Raw genomic sequence first — 15,961 nt, forward strand, 5'->3', positions numbered from 1 at the left:
GCCCGCTATAATCGCCACCGTTTCAAAACGGTCATCTTCATTTGCTACCGTTTTCCCGCCACCTGTCCGAGGGGCGCTGCAGCAGGTTTGACCTGTCAGGCTCGGATGGGGCGTTGCCTGGCCTTCACTGGCTGGACACTAAACGCACAACGGCGCCCATTCGCATACATTACGAATGGAGGCTCTTCATGAGCGCTGTTATCACGCCTGCAGATTTTAACGATTACAAAGTCGCCGACATGTCCCTGGCTGCCTGGGGCCGTCGCGAGACCATCATCGCCGAATCCGAAATGCCAGCCCTGATGGGTCTGCGCCGCAAGTACTCCGGCGAGCAGCCACTCAAAGGCGCCAAGATCCTTGGCTGCATCCACATGACCATTCAGACTGCCGTGCTGATCGAAACCCTGGTTGCCCTGGGTGCCGAAGTACGCTGGTCGTCCTGCAACATTTTCTCGACTCAGGACCAGGCCGCTGCTTCCATCGCCGCTGCCGGCATCCCGGTTTTCGCCTGGAAAGGCGAAACTGAAGAAGAGTACGAGTGGTGCCTGGAACAGACCATCCTGAAGGATGGCCAGCCATGGGACGCCAACATGATCCTCGACGACGGCGGCGACCTGACCCAGCTGCTGCACGACAAGTACCCGCAGGTTCTGGACCGCGTTCACGGCGTGACCGAAGAAACCACCACCGGCGTTCACCGCCTGCTGGACATGCTGGCCAAAGGCGAGCTGAAAATCCCGGCCATCAACGTCAATGACTCGGTGACCAAGAGCAAGAACGACAACAAGTACGGCTGCCGTCACAGCCTGAACGACGCGATCAAGCGCGGCACCGACCACCTGCTGTCCGGCAAGCAAGCGCTGGTCATCGGCTACGGCGACGTGGGCAAGGGTTCGGCCCAGTCCCTGCGTCAGGAAGGCATGATCGTTAAAGTTTCCGAAGTCGACCCAATCTGCGCCATGCAAGCCTGCATGGACGGTTTCGAACTGGTTTCGCCGTTCATCGACGGTATCAACACCGGTACCGAAGCGAGCATCGACAAAGCGCTGCTGGGCAAGATCGACCTGATCGTGACCACCACCGGCAACGTCAATGTTTGCGACTCGAACATGCTCAAAGCCCTGAAGAAGCGTGCTGTTGTCTGCAACATCGGCCACTTCGACAACGAAATCGACACCGCTTTCATGCGCAAGAACTGGGCATGGGAAGAAGTGAAGCCGCAGGTTCACAAGATCCACCGTACCGGCGCTGGCGATTTCGACCCACAGAACGACGACTACCTGATCCTGCTGGCCGAAGGCCGTCTGGTTAACCTGGGTAACGCCACGGGTCACCCGAGCCGCATCATGGACGGTTCGTTCGCCAACCAGGTTCTGGCCCAGATCTTCCTGTTCGGCCAAAAGTACGCCGACCTGTCGCCAGCCCAGAAAGCCGAGCGCCTGACCGTTGAAGTACTGCCGAAGAAACTCGACGAAGAAGTGGCCCTGGAAATGGTTCGCGGCTTCGGCGGCGTTGTGACTCAACTGACCAAGACCCAGGCCGATTACATCGGCGTGACCGTCGAAGGTCCGTTCAAGCCGCACGCTTACCGCTACTGATTGGTTGATCGCGGTGTGCTGATACACCGCGTCGCCTGATTCGCCAGCAAGCCGGCTCCCACAAGGGACGGTCGTATGTGAGTAACGCGTACGACGCAAATCCTGTAGGAGCCGGCTTGCTGGCGATTGCGGGCAAACCGGCTCACAGGCTTACGCGTTTTAAAGGGTATGACCATGTCCCAAGATCGTCGCTACAGCTTCGAGTTCTTCCCGACGAAGACCGATGCTGGGCATGAAAAGCTGCTCGCCACTGCTCGTCAGCTGGCCACCTACAACCCCGATTTCTTTTCCTGCACCTACGGCGCTGGCGGCTCGACCCGTGATCGCACGCTCAACACCGTGTTGCAGCTCGAAAGCGAAATCAAAGTGCCTGCCGCCCCGCATCTGTCTTGCGTAGGCGACAGCAAGGATGACTTGCGCGGCCTGCTGGGCCAGTACAAGTCAGCCGGCATCAAGCGCATCGTAGCGCTGCGCGGTGACCTGCCTTCGGGCATGGGCATGGCCAGCGGCGAAATGCGCCACGCCAATGACCTGGTTGAATTCATTCGTGAAGAGACCGGCGATCATTTCCACATCGAAGTTGCCGCGTACCCGGAAATGCATCCGCAAGCGCGCAATTTCGAAGACGATATCGCCAATTTCGTGCGCAAGGCCAACGCCGGCGCCGACAGTGCGATCACCCAGTACTTCTTCAACGCCGACAGCTACTTCTACTTTGTCGAGCGTGTACGGGCGTTGGGCGTGAATATCCCGATCGTGCCAGGCATCATGCCGATCACCAACTACAGCAAACTCGCGCGCTTCTCCGATGCCTGCGGTGCGGAAATCCCGCGCTGGATCCGCAAGCAACTGGAAGCCTTCGGCGACGACACCCAAAGCATTCAAGGCTTTGGTGAGCAAGTCATCACCGAGATGTGTGAACGCTTGCTGCAAGGTGGCGCTCCGGGCTTGCACTTCTACACCTTGAATCAGGCTGAAGCGAGCCTGGCGGTGTGGAACAACCTGAAGTTGCCGCGCTAAAAGTCGCTCAAGCAAGATCAAAAGATCGCAGCCTTCGGCAGCGCCTACAGGCGATGCCGAAGGCTGCGATCTTTTGCTTTTAACGCACTGTAATTGTGCGCCAACCCACGGAGTTAGAGCATCTGCCGTCGGTTTCTGGCTCTTTCCGGTTTCTCGTCGTAATCTCAGCCCATGCCTTTGATCACACAGTTAATCGCCGTGCTTGTTTTCACTTGCCTGAGCTTTGCCGCCCAGGGCGAGAAGTTGCGCATTGTCACCGAGCCGTGGGCACCTTACGTCTATGAGGACAGCGGCAAACCACAGGGCCTCGACTACGAAACCACCGCCATCGTGTTCAAACGCCTGGGCATCGAAGTCGAATGGCAGTTCCTGCCGTGGAAACGTTGCCTGTCGATGCTCGAATCCGGCCAGGCCGATGGCGCACTGGACATTTTCCACAGCGACGAACGCGACGCGACCCTGCTCTACCCCAGCGAACCTCTTTCCGACGTGCAGTTCGTGATGTTCTACGCCAATGACCGGCCGTATCCGTTTCGCACGCTCGAAGACCTGCGCGGCCTGACCATCGGCACCTCACCGGGTTACCTCTACAGCAAGGATTTCAGCGACTCGACGCTGTTCACCCGCGAACCGGCACCGAGCCATGAAGCCAACTTCGGCAAGCTGGTGCGCGGCCGGATCGACCTGTTGATTACCGATCGCCGGGTCGGCCAGCATTTGCTCGACGAGCTGAAGATTCGTGACAGGATCACCGAAAACCCGATGGTCATCAGCCAGCAAAGCCAGTATCTCGCCGTGCGGCGCAACGCCGGCATGGATCTGCTGGTGCAGCGTTTCGGCGCGGAACTCAAACGGTTCAAGCGCGAACCCGCCTACGCCGAATTGAGCGCGCGTTACGGCGCGGGGCCGGCCATCAACGTGAAGAACGATAAAACCACCGCTTCCACGGAAAAAGCCGTTGAGCAGCATGAAAGCAGCGCGCAGTGATTGCTCTGTTATACTCCGGCCTTCCCGCCAGGCTCACGCCCGGACGCTCGGAATCGTTAAAGGCATCTCGACCCCGCTACAGCGCAGCTTTGCAGCCCGCGCGAGCGCTCCAGACGAACCTTCGTGACCGAAGCAGGACCGGACGGGATTGCGTTCTTCTTAAACGCCATTCGCGCCAGGCAAGACTCCCATTGGGCCAAGCCCTAACTTAGAACAGGATTACTCATGTCCTTTGCTTCCCTCGGTCTCTCCGAGGCTTTAGTCCGCGCCATCGAGGCAGCGGGCTATACCGAGCCTACTCCGGTGCAACAGCGGGCCATTCCCGCCGTGTTGCAAGGTCGCGACCTGATGGTTGCGGCACAGACAGGTACCGGTAAAACCGGCGGTTTCGCCCTTCCGATCCTGGAGCGGTTGTTCCCCAACGGTCACCCGGACAAATCCCAGCGTCACGGCCCGCGCCAACCGCGCGTACTGGTCCTGACCCCGACTCGCGAACTCGCGGCGCAAGTGCATGAAAGCTTCAAGGTCTATGCCCGTGACCTGAAGTTCGTCAGCGCCTGCATCTTCGGTGGCGTCGGCATGAACCCGCAGGTTCAGGCCATGTCCCGTGGTGTTGACGTGCTGGTGGCCTGCCCTGGCCGTCTGCTCGACCTGGCCGGTCAAGGCAGCGTCGACCTGTCCCACGTGGAAATCCTCGTGCTGGACGAAGCCGACCGCATGCTCGACATGGGCTTCGTCCATGACGTGAAGAAGGTCCTGGCCCGTCTGCCGGCCAAACGCCAGAACCTGCTGTTCTCGGCGACCTTCTCCAAAGACATCACCGACCTCGCCGGCAAGCTGCTGCACAACCCGGAACGCATCGAAGTCACGCCGCCGAACACCACGGTCGAGCGCATCGAACAACGTGTATTCCGTCTGCCGGCCAGCCACAAGCGTTCGCTGCTGGCGCACCTGATCACCGCTGGCGCCTGGGAACAGGTACTGGTGTTCACCCGCACCAAGCACGGCGCCAACCGCCTGGCCGAGTACCTGGACAAGCACGGCCTCAGCGCCGTCGCGATCCACGGCAACAAGAGCCAGAACGCCCGCACCAAAGCCCTGGCCGACTTCAAGGCCGGCTCCGTGCGCATCCTGGTTGCCACCGACATCGCCGCCCGCGGCCTCGACATCGACCAGTTGCCACACGTGGTCAACTTCGAACTGCCGAACGTCGATGAAGACTACGTGCACCGCATCGGCCGTACCGGCCGTGCCGGTCGTTCGGGCGAGGCGATCTCGCTGGTGGCCCCGGACGAAGAAAAACTGCTGAAAAGCATCGAACGCATGACCAAGCAGAAAATCGCCGACGGCGACCTGATGGGCTTCGATGCCAGCACCATCGAGGCTGAAAAGCCCGAAGTACGCGAGCGTCCGGACATCCGCAACCCGCGCAATCCACGTGGCCCGCGCGGCGACGGTCCGAACGGCGGTGGTGGTGGCGGCGGTCGCAAGGACAAAGGCAAGGACAAGGGCAAGGAAAAACCGGCGGCCGAACGCGGCGAGCGTCCTGCCCGTCAGCAAAAGCCTCGCGAAGGCACTCCGGCCCGTGAACAGCGTCAGCCGTCGCAGCCGCCACGCGCCGCTGCTGATCGTGCACCGGACGAGTTCCTGGACGACGATGTCGATAACTTCGGTAACCGCGTCGACTACGTGCCGCAGCAAAAACCTGCTCAAGGCCGTGGCCGCCGTCCGGGCGCTCCGGCACAAGGCTCCGCCGCAGGCTCGGGCACTCCACGCACCGGCAAGCCACAGGGTGCGCGTCAAAGTGGTCCACGCAGCAGCGACGGTGCCAGCACCGGTACGCCGCCCGCCAAACGCAGCGGTCCACGCAGCGGTGCGCCACGTGACGGTCAGGCGCGTCGTGAAGACTCACGCAATCGCCGCCCGGCCCGTGACGATCAACCGCGTTCGGAGCCTGCCGTGCAGAACCCGCGCGGTCCGGCACCGAAGATCATGCACAAGGAGTCGAAGGCTGACCGCTTCCCGACACCTGAGCAGCTGGATCAACTGCCAAGCCGTCCACGCGGCGAAAAACCGGCATTGCTGACCCGCAATCGCTGATTTAACGCAGTAATAAAAAATGCCCCGGCTCGAAAGAACCGGGGCATTTTTTATGGCGAATAACCTGTAGGAGCCGGCTTGCTGGCGATGGGGCAACTCGGGTTCTGCTGTGTTGCAGAAGACGACATCGCCAGCAACTCGGTTCTGCTGTGTTGCGGAAGACGCTATCGTCAGCGACTCGGTTTTGCTGTGTTGCGGAAGACGCTATCGCCAGCGACTCGGTTCTGCTGTGTTGCGGAAGACGCTATCGCCAGCAACTCGGTTCTGCTGTGTTGCGGAAGACGCTATCGCCAGCAACTCGGTTCTGCTGTGTTGCGGAAGACGCTATCGCCAGCAACTCGGTTCTGCTGTGTTGCGGAAGACGCTATCGCCAGCAAGCCGGCTCCTACGGTCTCAGCATTACTTCGCTTTCACACCTTCGATGGATACGTACATTTCAACAGTGTCAGACGCTGGACCCAGGTCTTTCTGCTTGCCGAAATCGGAACGCTTGAGGCTGAAAGTGCCCTCGAAGCCTGCACGGTAGCCGCCCCACGGATCCTTGCCTTCACCCAGGAAAGTGGCCTTGACCACGATTGGCTTGGTTACGCCGAGGATCGTCAGGTCGCCAGCTACGTCAGCAGTGTCCTTGCCCGCGGCGTTCTTGCCGGTGGATTTGACGCTGGTGGAAACGAACGTGGCTTTGCTGCCGTTCAGGAAGTCTTTGCTGGAGATGTGCTTGTCACGCTCGGCGTGGTTGGTGAACACGCTGGCAGTGTTCACGTTGAACTCGATCTTGCTGTCTTCAGGCTTGGCGGCGTCGAAGCTGAACTTGCCGTCGATGTCCTTGAAAGTACCGGTGATGTAGCTGTAGCCCAGGTGGCTGACCTTGAAGTCGACGAAGGCGTGCTGGCCTTCTTTGTCGACCACGTAATCAGCGGCCATCACGTTACCGGCGGACATCAGGGCCGAACCGATTGCCAGAGCGGCCAGAGTCTTTTTCAACATGCTTTGTTTTCCTTTGGAGTCGAGGTTGAGTTTCAGGCTTTGCGACCCAGCATTCGCTTGAGGGTCACATCACGGTCGATAAAGTGGTGCTTCAATGCTGCCAACGCATGGAGGCCGGAAAAAATTACCAGCGCCCATGCCAGATAGAGGTGAATCGCACCAGCGATGTCTGCCTGGTCCGGCAGACCGGATACCAGCGCAGGGACTTCAAACAAGCCAAACACCGGAATCCCGACACCTTCTGAGGTGGAAATCAGGTAACCGGCAATCATCACAGCGAACAGACTGAGATACAGAAAACCATGGCCGAAACTGGCGCCAAGGCGCGTCATGCGGCTGTAGTTCGACAAGGTCGGTGGCGGTGGGCTGATAAAGCGCCACAGCACCCGCAGCACCATCACACCCAGCAACACCAGGCCGATGCTCTTGTGCAGATCCGGTGCGTCTTTGCGCCAGGTGCTGTAGTAGTCGAGACCGACCATCCACAGCCCGAGAGCAAACAAACCGAATACCGCCAGCGCTACACCCCAATGCATGACGATGCTGATCCAACCGTAACGGGAAGTAGAGTTTCGTAGCTGCATTGCCTAGATCCTGTAAGTGCTGGCCCAAGACTATCGATTTATCTATCGATTTAAAGCCGAAAATTTCGCTTTGAAATATCGAAAAATGCGATCAAGAGCCTGAAGCAAGCAAGTTAAGGAAAGATTAAAGCCGAAATTGTGAAAAAAAGTGAATACACAGCAGAAAACACCTGCATCGAAAGGTTTATTCGATGCCTGCTCGCATTTTTTCTCCGGGCAAAATAAACCCGGATCAGGCGCCCGGTAGCGATCAGTGATGGATCCTGTAGGAGCGAGCTCGCCCCTACTTGGAAAAGCTATAAATATGTATCGCCATTGCCGACTTTCAACCTGATTGAATGAGGGCTCCAAACTCATCGATCAAGGTAAAAACATGGCTATTACTTACACACCATTCCATGGGAGCGGCTCCCCGGTACTTCCTACTAATCAAATGATGACGGCAGGACAGTACCTGATGTCAGAGAACGGACGATTTCGATTGGTATTGCAAGCTGATGGAAATTTAGTCATCACCGACAATGGCGCTGTAATCTGGTTTGCAGATGCCCGTCAGCCTTACAGCTTAACTACCTATCGAAAAAAAATGTCCGAGCGCCTGATGTTTGTAATCAGCAACAATGGGTTTCTTTATGATCCGTCCAGAAAGCGCCTATGGATTGCTAACAGCAACCACAGCATTGATAAATCGCTTTGGTACAACACGTGTATGGTTATGCAAGATGATGGGAATTTGGTCATCTACGATCAACGTACAGGTAGCGTGTGCTGGGCCCGCTTTGGATTCGTCCCTGGTCGCATTCCCAAGGCAAAACCAATCAAGATTTTATTTAAGGATAAGGAAATTTGGACTTGGAATTTCTCATTAGGCCCGCTGTAACGGCGTAAGCCACTAACAAAATTAAGAACTTTTGAAAACCGGAGGCGGTTGTAAACAATCAGGATCGTACGGATTAATATCGCATTTATAGGTTAGCTCGTGACCGTACCCCTTAGGAAACCACTCACTGTTTGCACAGCCAGAAAGCGCAACCAACACGATTATTACTGCTAGTGATTTCATATACTCTCCCGTTATCAGAAGAGCATAAAATTAAGAATCTGACCTTGTCCATCATTTCGTTCCGAAGCTTTTGTGGGAAGTATCTGATATATCGCCGAAGCGTGTAGGAACGGATGATGGATTGTGCGATTCCTGGTTACTGCTTGGGTATAGCCGGGTGCCTCACGCTTGATAGATAAGCAAAAAAAACGCGGCTCAAGAGCCGCGCTTTTTTACGCCTGAACGTTACTGCGCCTTGGCATCCGTTGCCGGTGCATCTGCGGGTTTAACCGCTGGCTTCTTCGCCGGCTCGGCTTTCTTGGCCGGGGCTTTTTTCACGTCGGTCTTGGCGGCTGGCTTCTTCGCCGGGGCTTTCTTGGCTGGCTCGGCTTTGGCCGGTGCCGCAGCAGGCTTCGGTGCTTCGACTGGAGCCGGGGCAGGTGCTGGAGCTGGCGGTGCAACTGGCTCAGGTGCCTTGACCGGTTCTGGTTTCTTGGCTTCATCCGAGCCACCGAACAGGTTGCTGAAGAAGTTGCCCTTCTTCGCCGCCGCTGCGCCAGATGCCGCGGCTGCCGGAAGCACTTTGGCCGGTTCAAACGACTTGCCCGCGGCCATGTCTTCAACCTGATCGGCCGCACGCTGACCGGTGCGCAATGCGCCTTCCAGGGTGCCCGGGTACAGGGTGTCGGTGTGTTCGCCGGCAAAAGCTACACGCTGGATCGGACGTTCCCACAGGCGCCAGAACTTGCTGATCTGGCCCGGGCCGAAGGCCAGGTAGGCGCCACCCATCGAAGGGTCGGTGCTGTAGCGACGGATTTCATAACCAGTGAACGAGCCACGCGCCTGTGGATAAAACGTGTGCAGGCGAATCAACACTTGGTCGGCCATCTGCTTGTCGCCGAACGCCTGCATTACCCGCGCGTTGTCACCCGACAGGTTGATCACCACGTTGGCACCGCCCTTGAGGGCTGGCTCGACCCACAACATGCCGAGGCCGGTGTTGCTGTAGACCTCACCGGACATCCGCGCCTTGCTTTCCCACACGGGGGCCTTGAACTTCAGCATGATCTGGTCACGCCAACCGTAGTTGGTGCCCTTGATCGCTGCCAGGTGCTGGGCGTCCAGCGCCGGAGTCATCTGAATCTTGTTCAGGGCGCGCAACGGCACGGCCAGAACCACGTAATCCGCCTGATAGCCGACACTGCCGACTTTGACGGTCACGCCGTCCTTTTCCTGAATGATGGCCGAGACCGGGGAGCTGGTCTTGATGGCTTTCAGTTGCTTGACGAACGCCTGGGCCAGCACCGGGCTGCCACCGACCAGTCGCGAAGCGCGCAGGTCACGGTCGGACACGCCACGGTAAACGCGGCCCTGCTGGGCGAAGTACAGCAACGAGAGGCGCGAAGGTTCGTCATAGCGGGTGCGAATCTGCTGGTTCACCAACTGACGGGCCGTGGCGGGCAGGTTCAGGCGGTCCAGCCAGTTGGACACGGTGATCTGGTCCAGGGCGTGCAGCGTGCTGTTGGCTGCCGGGTTCTGCGGGTCGTCGATAGAACGCGCCAGGTCGTCCGCGGTTTTTTCGTAGCGCTTGAGCGCCTCGGCAGTGGCCGGTTGCTTGGTCGTCAGGTCGGCGGCGGAGAAATACTCACCGTCAATCAGATAGCCGGGGGTCCGCACGAACTCAGGCGCTGGCGTCGTGCTCAACTTGAAGGTCGACACGTACTTGTTCAGCACCGGCTGGGTCTTGTCGTTGCCGATCCACTCGCTGGTGGCCATGCCGGAACGACCGCCCAGGCTCGACTTGGCTTCCAGCAAAGTGACCTGCCAGCCCTTGTTTTGCAGCTCGTAAGCCGCCGTGAGGCCCGAGACCCCGCCGCCGATCACGATTGCGGTTTTATCCTTGGCCAGCGCAGACACGCTGAACAGCCCCAACATCACCAGCGCACAGGCGCGCAGCCAACCGACAGACATTCAGCGAACTCCGGAAATACAAGAGAAAACAGCAGTTTTTGCGAGCCAGACGGCCCAAGAACGGCGAAGAATACGTCAGCCTTCAAAACGCCGCCAGCGGCGTCTATCGACCTATACAAAGTAGCTCAATCCACGCAATGGGTTGTCCCCGTGCCACGCATTGCATAGGCTTGCCCGATTGTTTGTCCGCGCTTGTCTCGGACCGTCTCCAGGAGAGTGAAAATGGGCCTGAATAATCAGTGGATGCAACGCGACCTCGCGGTGTTGTGGCATCCCTGCACCCAGATGAAAGATCACGAACAACTGCCGCTGATCCCGATCAAGCGCGGTGAAGGCGTCTGGCTGGAAGACTTCGAAGGCAAGCGCTACCTCGATGCGGTCAGTTCCTGGTGGGTCAATGTGTTCGGTCACACCAATCCGCGGATCAACCAGCGCATCAAGGATCAGGTCGATCAGCTGGAGCACGTGATCCTCGCCGGTTTCAGCCATCAACCGGTGATCGAGCTGTCCGAGCGCCTGGTGAAGATGACGCCGGAGGGCCTGACCCGGTGCTTCTACGCCGATAACGGGTCGTCCTGCATCGAAGTGGCGTTGAAAATGAGCTTTCACTACTGGCTCAACCGTGGACAACCCAACAAGAAGCGCTTCGTCACCCTGACCAACAGCTACCACGGCGAAACCATGGCGGCGATGTCGGTCGGCGACGTGCCGCTGTTCACCGAAACCTACAAAGCGCTGTTGATGGACACCATCAAAGTGCCGAGCCCCGATTGCTACCTGCGACCGGCGGGCATGAGCTGGGAAGAACATTCGCGCAACATGTTCGCGGCCATGGAACAGACCCTGGCAGAGAATCATGACAGCGTTGCTGCCGTGATCGTCGAACCGCTGATCCAGGGCGCCGGCGGCATGCGCATGTACCACCCGGTGTACCTCAAGCTGCTGCGCGAAGCCTGCGACCGTTATGGCGTGCACTTGATCCACGACGAAATCGCCGTGGGCTTCGGCCGTACCGGGACGATGTTCGCCTATGAACAGGCCGGCATCCGCCCGGACTTCCTGTGCCTGTCCAAGGCCCTGACCGGCGGTTACCTGCCGCTGGCGGCATGTATCACCACCGACGAGGTCTACAGCGCGTTTTACGACGACTACCCGACCCTGCGCGCCTTCCTGCACTCCCACAGCTACACCGGCAATCCGCTGGCGTGCGCGGCAGCCTTGGCGACGCTGGACATCTTCGAAGAAGACAACGTCATCGAGAACAACAAAGCCCTGGCGCAGCGCATGGCGTCGTCGACTGCGCATCTGGTCGATCACCCGAATGTCAGCGAAGTGCGTCAGACCGGCATGGTGTTGGCCATCGAGATGGTCAAGGACAAGGCAACCAAAGAAGCCTATCCGTGGCAGGAGCGCCGTGGTTTGAAGGTGTTCCAGCATGCGCTGGAGCGCGGTGCATTACTGCGGCCGTTGGGCAGCGTGGTGTATTTCCTGCCGCCGTATGTGATCACCCCGGAGCAGATCGACTTCCTCGCCGAAGTCGCCAGCGAAGGCATCGACATTGCCACCCGCGACAGCGTCAGCGTGGCGGTGCCGAAGGATTTCCATCCCGGCTTCCGCGATCCGGGTTGATTGAATTCAACCGTAATCCTGTTGGATCTGGTAGACCGCTTTCGCTGGCAAGCCAGCTCCTGCAAGGGTTGGTGTGTTCCACAAACTTTGTGTGCGGCACCTAACCTATAGGAGCTGGCTTGCCAGCGATAAGGTCGGTACGACCTTCAGATGATTTGCACCTTTTACAGAGACCCAGCATGAGACTGTCCCGCTTCTTTATCGACGCCCCCCTGAGCATCGGCGAGCACGAACTGCCCGAGGCCCAGGCCCATTACATCGGCCGCGTGCTGCGCATGGCCGAGGGTGACGCGCTGCAACTGTTCGACGGCTCGGGCCAGGAGTTTCGCGCCACGCTGGTCGAGGTCGGCAAGAAGCGCGTCGTGGTGCAGATTGACGACAGTTTTGCCGGCCAGGTCGAGTCGCCGCTGCACATCCATCTCGGCCAGGGTTTGTCCCGTGGCGAGCGCATGGACTGGGCGATTCAGAAAGCCACCGAACTGGGTGTCAGCGAAATCACGCCGATCTTCAGCGACCGTTGCGAAGTCAGGCTCAAGGACGAGCGCGCCGACAAGCGCTTGCTGCACTGGCGTCAGGTGGCAATCAGCGCCTGCGAGCAATGTGGCCGCTCCACAGTGCCGGTGATCCATCCGCCGTTGCTGCTGGCCGACTGGTTGAAACAGACTGAAGCCGAATTGAAATTGGTGCTGCATCCGGTGGCGGAGCCATTGGTCAGCCACGCCAAGCCTGCGACCCTGGCGTTTCTGATCGGGCCGGAGGGCGGGTTGTCGGATGCGGAAGTCGAGCAGGCCAAGGTCAGCGGCTTTCATGCTGCCCGCCTCGGCCCGCGCGTGTTGCGCACCGAAACCGCGCCGGTGGTGGCATTGGCGGTGGCCCAGCAGCTTTGGGGTGACTTCTAGGGCCCTTTCGCTGGCAAGCCAGCTCCTACGAAGATCAAAGGCATCTGTAGGAGCCGGCTTGCTGGCGAAGGCTGCGATGCGGTCTAGAGGACATAAAAGAAAATCGCCACAAAGTGCAGCAAGCTCCCGGCGATCACGAACAGATGCCAGATCCCGTGGGCATGCCGCAGGCGATGATCGAGGGCAAAAAAAATAATGCCCACGGTGTAGAAAATCCCGCCGGCCGCCAGCCAGGCAAACCCTGCTATACCCAATGCAACCAACAGCGGCTTGACCGCCACCAGCACGATCCAGCCCATCACCGCGTAAATCACGATCGACAGGACCCGCGCCTCCGAGCGCGGTTTGATCTCTTGCAGGATGCCGATCAACGCCAGCCCCCAGACAGTCCCGAACAACGTCCAGCCCCACGGCCCGCGCAAGCTCACCAGGCAGAATGGCGTGTAGCTGCCGGCGATCAACAGGTAGATCGAAAAGTGATCGACCTTCTGCATGATCGCTTTTTTGCGCCCGCGCACGCTGTGGTAAACGGTCGAAGCGCTGTAGAGCGACATCAAGGTAAACCCATAAATCGCCACGCTGACGATCTTCCATGGACTGCCGTCGAGGCTGGCGATCGCCAGCATCCACACCACGCCGACCGTCGCCGCCACCGCCCCGACCAAGTGCGTCCAGGCGTTCAGTCTTTCCCCGTGATACATAGGTTGCTCACCTCGCAATTCATTGCCGCAGAACGCAAGGCTCAGGCCTGAAGCGTAAAAGCGCAATGTTTCAGAACACAAATCCCCCTGTAGGAGCCGGCTTACCGGCGATGGGGCCATGGAATTTTGCGCTGCTTTCAAGATTGCTATCGCCGGCAAGCCAGCGCCTACAAAGGCCTGCGTGGGCTTATGGAATTAGGCACAATCGAGGCATTCGAATAAGAGCCACACCCCATGCTGATCGATGAAGAGTTGACCCTGAAAAAGCTTGAGGTATTCCTGGCCTTCATGCGCACCGGCAACCTGGCGCGGGCCGCTGCCGAATTGCAGACCAGCAACGTCAGCGTGCATCGGGCGATCCATTCCCTGGAAAGCGCCCTGCGCTGCCCGTTGTTCAAGCACGAAGGCCGCAACCTGACACCGCTGGAAAGCGCTTATGTGCTGGAGGAGCGGGCGCAGAAGCTGATTCAGGATGTCGTCGAAAGCGTGCGCCTGACTCGCGAAGCCGCCGGGTTCTCCGCCGAACGCTTCAAACTCGGCTCCCTGTATTCACTGACAGTGAAGACCGTGCCGCAGCTGATCATGGGTTTGAAGATCCGCCGTAGCGAACTCAACATCGACCTGATTCTGGGCTCCAATTTCGACCTGCTCTACAAGCTAAAGAACATGGAAGTCGATGCGATCCTGGTGTCGCTGGACGACAGTGTCAACGATCCGGATTGCGAGCAGATCCCGCTGTTTTCCGACGACATCTTCCTCGCCACACCCGCCGACTCCAAGTTTGCCCAACGAACCGAAGTCGACCTGGCCGAGGTTCGCGACGAAACCTTCATCACCCTGACCCAGGGCTTCGCCACCCATCAGGACGGCAAGCGGGTATTCGAGCAGGCAGGGTTCGAACCGAAGGTGGCGATGCAGGTCAACGACATCTTCACCCTGCTGAGCATGGTCAGTTCGGGCGTCGGTTATGCGTTGCTGCCAGGAAGGATCGCGGCGGTGTACGAGAACCGTGTGAAGCTGATCCCATTGCAGGAAAAGTACCGGTTGCAGCAACACATTGGCGTGGTGTTCCTGAAAGCCAAGGAGCGTGATCCGAATCTGCTTGCGTTGCTGGCGGAATGTCGGATGTACGCCAATCGGCAGGCTTGAAACCGTGTTGCCCCCATCGCCGGCACGCCGGCTCCTACAAAGACTGCGTAAATCCTGTAGGAGCCGGCTTGCCGGCGATGACGTCAGACCAGGCAATACAACTCGCGGTTTAGCCGACAATCCCGCGAACGATGAAGAACAACAACGAAGGCCCGAGCAGGCAGCCAAGCCCGGTGTGAAAGGTCGCGGTCAACGCGCCATAAGGTACCAGGCGCCGATCCGTCGCCGCCAATCCGGCGGTCACGCCACTGACCGTCCCGGCCAGCCCACCGAACACCATCGCCGAGCGCGGGTTATCCAGGCCCATCCAGCGCGCCGCCATCGGCGTGCCGACCATCACCAGAATCGCCTTGATCAGACCGGTGGCAATCGACAGCGCCACCACATCGGAACTGGCGCCAATGGCCGCGCCGGTCACTGGCCCGACAATGTAGGTCACCGCACCGGCACCAATGGTGGTCATGCTCACCGCATCGCGGTAACCGAAAACCCAGGCCAGGCAAGCACCGACAATAAACGGCAGCACTGTGCCCAACAGCAGCGCAATCACACCGATCAAACCAGCCTTTTTCGCCTCCGTGGCCTGCACTTCAAACGCCGTGGCGACGATGGCGAAATCCCGCAGCATGGCACCGCCCATCAACCCGATGCCGGAAAACAGCGTCAGGTCCGCCAGGCCTTTTTGCCCCCCGGTCATTGTGCCGCCGACCCAAGCCAGCACCAGGCCGATGACGATGGCAATCGCCGAGCCGTGGATGCGCCCGAAGGTCAGGCGTTTGGAAATCAGCACTGACACCCACATGATCACGCCGACAAAGGCGAATGCGGTGACCAGACCGTTGTGTTCCAGACCGCTCTTGATGAGATCCCACATATCAGCGACCTCCTGCCGGTGCGCCAACCGGCGTTACATCCACCGGTTCATCGGGCAAGGGTTCGCCTTTGTGGGTCCGGCTGATCAGGGCAATGGTGCAACCGCAGATCACTACCGAACCAATCGCCGCCAACACCGCCACCGGACCGCCATGCAGTGCCGTGACCACGTTTTGCTGCGCCGCCATCGCCACCACCACCGGGATGTACATCGCGCCCCAGAAGCCGACGCCCAGTTCGCAATCCTTGGTCATGCCGCCGTGGCGGTGCATCCACAACCGTGCGCAGATCAGCAGGATCATCGCGATCCCGACGCCGCCGACGTTTGACTTCACGCCTAGCAACACACCGAGCATGTCACCCATGATCACCCCTGCCAGCGTACAGATCGCCAACAGCGCCACACCGTAAATAATCATCG

Annotated in this window: 14 protein-coding genes and 1 riboswitch; of the genes, 8 read left to right on the top strand and 6 right to left on the bottom strand. The window is 59.2% G+C overall.

Annotated features, from left to right (window positions below):
* Positions 1-62 precede the first annotated feature (62 nt).
* Positions 63-165: riboswitch (S-adenosyl-L-homocysteine riboswitch) on the top strand.
* Positions 166-188: 23 nt separating this feature from the next.
* The 4 genes from ahcY to CKW15_RS08725 all read left to right on the top strand — a co-directional run bounded on the left by ahcY (position 189) and on the right by CKW15_RS08725 (position 5,705).
* Complete coding sequence (gene ahcY, locus CKW15_RS08710) at positions 189-1,598, top strand: adenosylhomocysteinase (protein WP_095057432.1); 1,410 nt, start codon at positions 189-191, stop codon at positions 1,596-1,598.
* A gap of 174 nt (positions 1,599-1,772) precedes the next feature.
* Positions 1,773-2,618 (top strand): methylenetetrahydrofolate reductase [NAD(P)H], encoded by an 846-nt coding sequence (gene metF / locus CKW15_RS08715; protein WP_095057431.1) that lies wholly within the window; start codon positions 1,773-1,775, stop codon positions 2,616-2,618.
* Between the two features lie 171 nt (positions 2,619-2,789).
* Positions 2,790-3,605, top strand: a complete 816-nt coding sequence (locus tag CKW15_RS08720; protein WP_095057430.1) for an ABC transporter substrate-binding protein — start codon at positions 2,790-2,792, stop codon at positions 3,603-3,605.
* A gap of 225 nt (positions 3,606-3,830) precedes the next feature.
* The gene (locus CKW15_RS08725; RefSeq protein ID WP_095057429.1) at positions 3,831-5,705 is read left to right on the top strand and encodes a DEAD/DEAH box helicase; all 1,875 of its coding nucleotides are present in this window, start codon (positions 3,831-3,833) and stop codon (positions 5,703-5,705) included.
* Positions 5,706-6,104: 399 nt separating this feature from the next.
* Here the strand turns inward: CKW15_RS08725 and CKW15_RS08730 are convergent, their stop codons facing one another.
* Both CKW15_RS08730 and CKW15_RS08735 read right to left on the bottom strand, forming a co-directional pair.
* Positions 6,105-6,692, bottom strand: coding sequence for a YceI family protein (locus CKW15_RS08730; protein ID WP_095152070.1), 588 nt, complete (start codon positions 6,690-6,692; stop codon positions 6,105-6,107).
* Between the two features lie 32 nt (positions 6,693-6,724).
* Positions 6,725-7,276, bottom strand: a complete 552-nt coding sequence (locus tag CKW15_RS08735) for a cytochrome b (protein ID WP_095057427.1) — start codon at positions 7,274-7,276, stop codon at positions 6,725-6,727.
* A gap of 373 nt (positions 7,277-7,649) precedes the next feature.
* On the opposite strand from CKW15_RS08735, the gene CKW15_RS08740 reads away from it, so the two are divergent.
* Positions 7,650-8,156 (top strand): hypothetical protein, encoded by a 507-nt coding sequence (locus CKW15_RS08740; protein WP_095057426.1) that lies wholly within the window; start codon positions 7,650-7,652, stop codon positions 8,154-8,156.
* A gap of 408 nt (positions 8,157-8,564) precedes the next feature.
* Here CKW15_RS08740 and CKW15_RS08745 read toward each other — a convergent pair whose 3' ends face one another.
* Positions 8,565-10,289 (bottom strand): flavin monoamine oxidase family protein, encoded by a 1,725-nt coding sequence (locus CKW15_RS08745; RefSeq protein ID WP_095057425.1) that lies wholly within the window; start codon positions 10,287-10,289, stop codon positions 8,565-8,567.
* A 222-nt stretch (positions 10,290-10,511) separates the two neighbouring features.
* On the opposite strand from CKW15_RS08745, the gene CKW15_RS08750 reads away from it, so the two are divergent.
* Positions 10,512-11,918: an adenosylmethionine--8-amino-7-oxononanoate transaminase gene (locus CKW15_RS08750; protein WP_095152071.1), complete on the top strand. Its 1,407-nt coding sequence runs from the start codon at positions 10,512-10,514 to the stop codon at positions 11,916-11,918.
* A 179-nt stretch (positions 11,919-12,097) separates the two neighbouring features.
* Positions 12,098-12,817 (top strand): 16S rRNA (uracil(1498)-N(3))-methyltransferase, encoded by a 720-nt coding sequence (locus tag CKW15_RS08755; protein WP_095057423.1) that lies wholly within the window; start codon positions 12,098-12,100, stop codon positions 12,815-12,817.
* Between the two features lie 83 nt (positions 12,818-12,900).
* Here CKW15_RS08755 and CKW15_RS08760 read toward each other — a convergent pair whose 3' ends face one another.
* Complete coding sequence (locus tag CKW15_RS08760; protein ID WP_095057422.1) at positions 12,901-13,518, bottom strand: hemolysin III family protein; 618 nt, start codon at positions 13,516-13,518, stop codon at positions 12,901-12,903.
* A gap of 234 nt (positions 13,519-13,752) precedes the next feature.
* Between CKW15_RS08760 and CKW15_RS08765 the strand changes: the two genes are divergently transcribed.
* Positions 13,753-14,667: a LysR substrate-binding domain-containing protein gene (locus tag CKW15_RS08765; protein WP_095057421.1), complete on the top strand. Its 915-nt coding sequence runs from the start codon at positions 13,753-13,755 to the stop codon at positions 14,665-14,667.
* Positions 14,668-14,776: 109 nt separating this feature from the next.
* Here CKW15_RS08765 and madM read toward each other — a convergent pair whose 3' ends face one another.
* Together madM and madL are read right to left on the bottom strand one after the other, a co-directional pair.
* On the bottom strand, positions 14,777-15,541 hold the full coding sequence (gene madM, locus CKW15_RS08770) for a malonate transporter subunit MadM (protein WP_053163234.1): 765 nt from the start codon (positions 15,539-15,541) through the stop codon (positions 14,777-14,779).
* A gap of 1 nt (position 15,542) precedes the next feature.
* Entirely contained in the window at positions 15,543-15,959 is a 417-nt protein-coding gene (madL, locus tag CKW15_RS08775) for a malonate transporter subunit MadL (protein ID WP_053163237.1), read from the bottom strand.
* Positions 15,960-15,961 lie beyond the last annotated feature (2 nt).

The sequence above is a fragment of the Pseudomonas sp. Irchel s3b5 genome (assembly GCF_900187435.1).
Lineage (GTDB): Bacteria > Pseudomonadota > Gammaproteobacteria > Pseudomonadales > Pseudomonadaceae > Aquipseudomonas.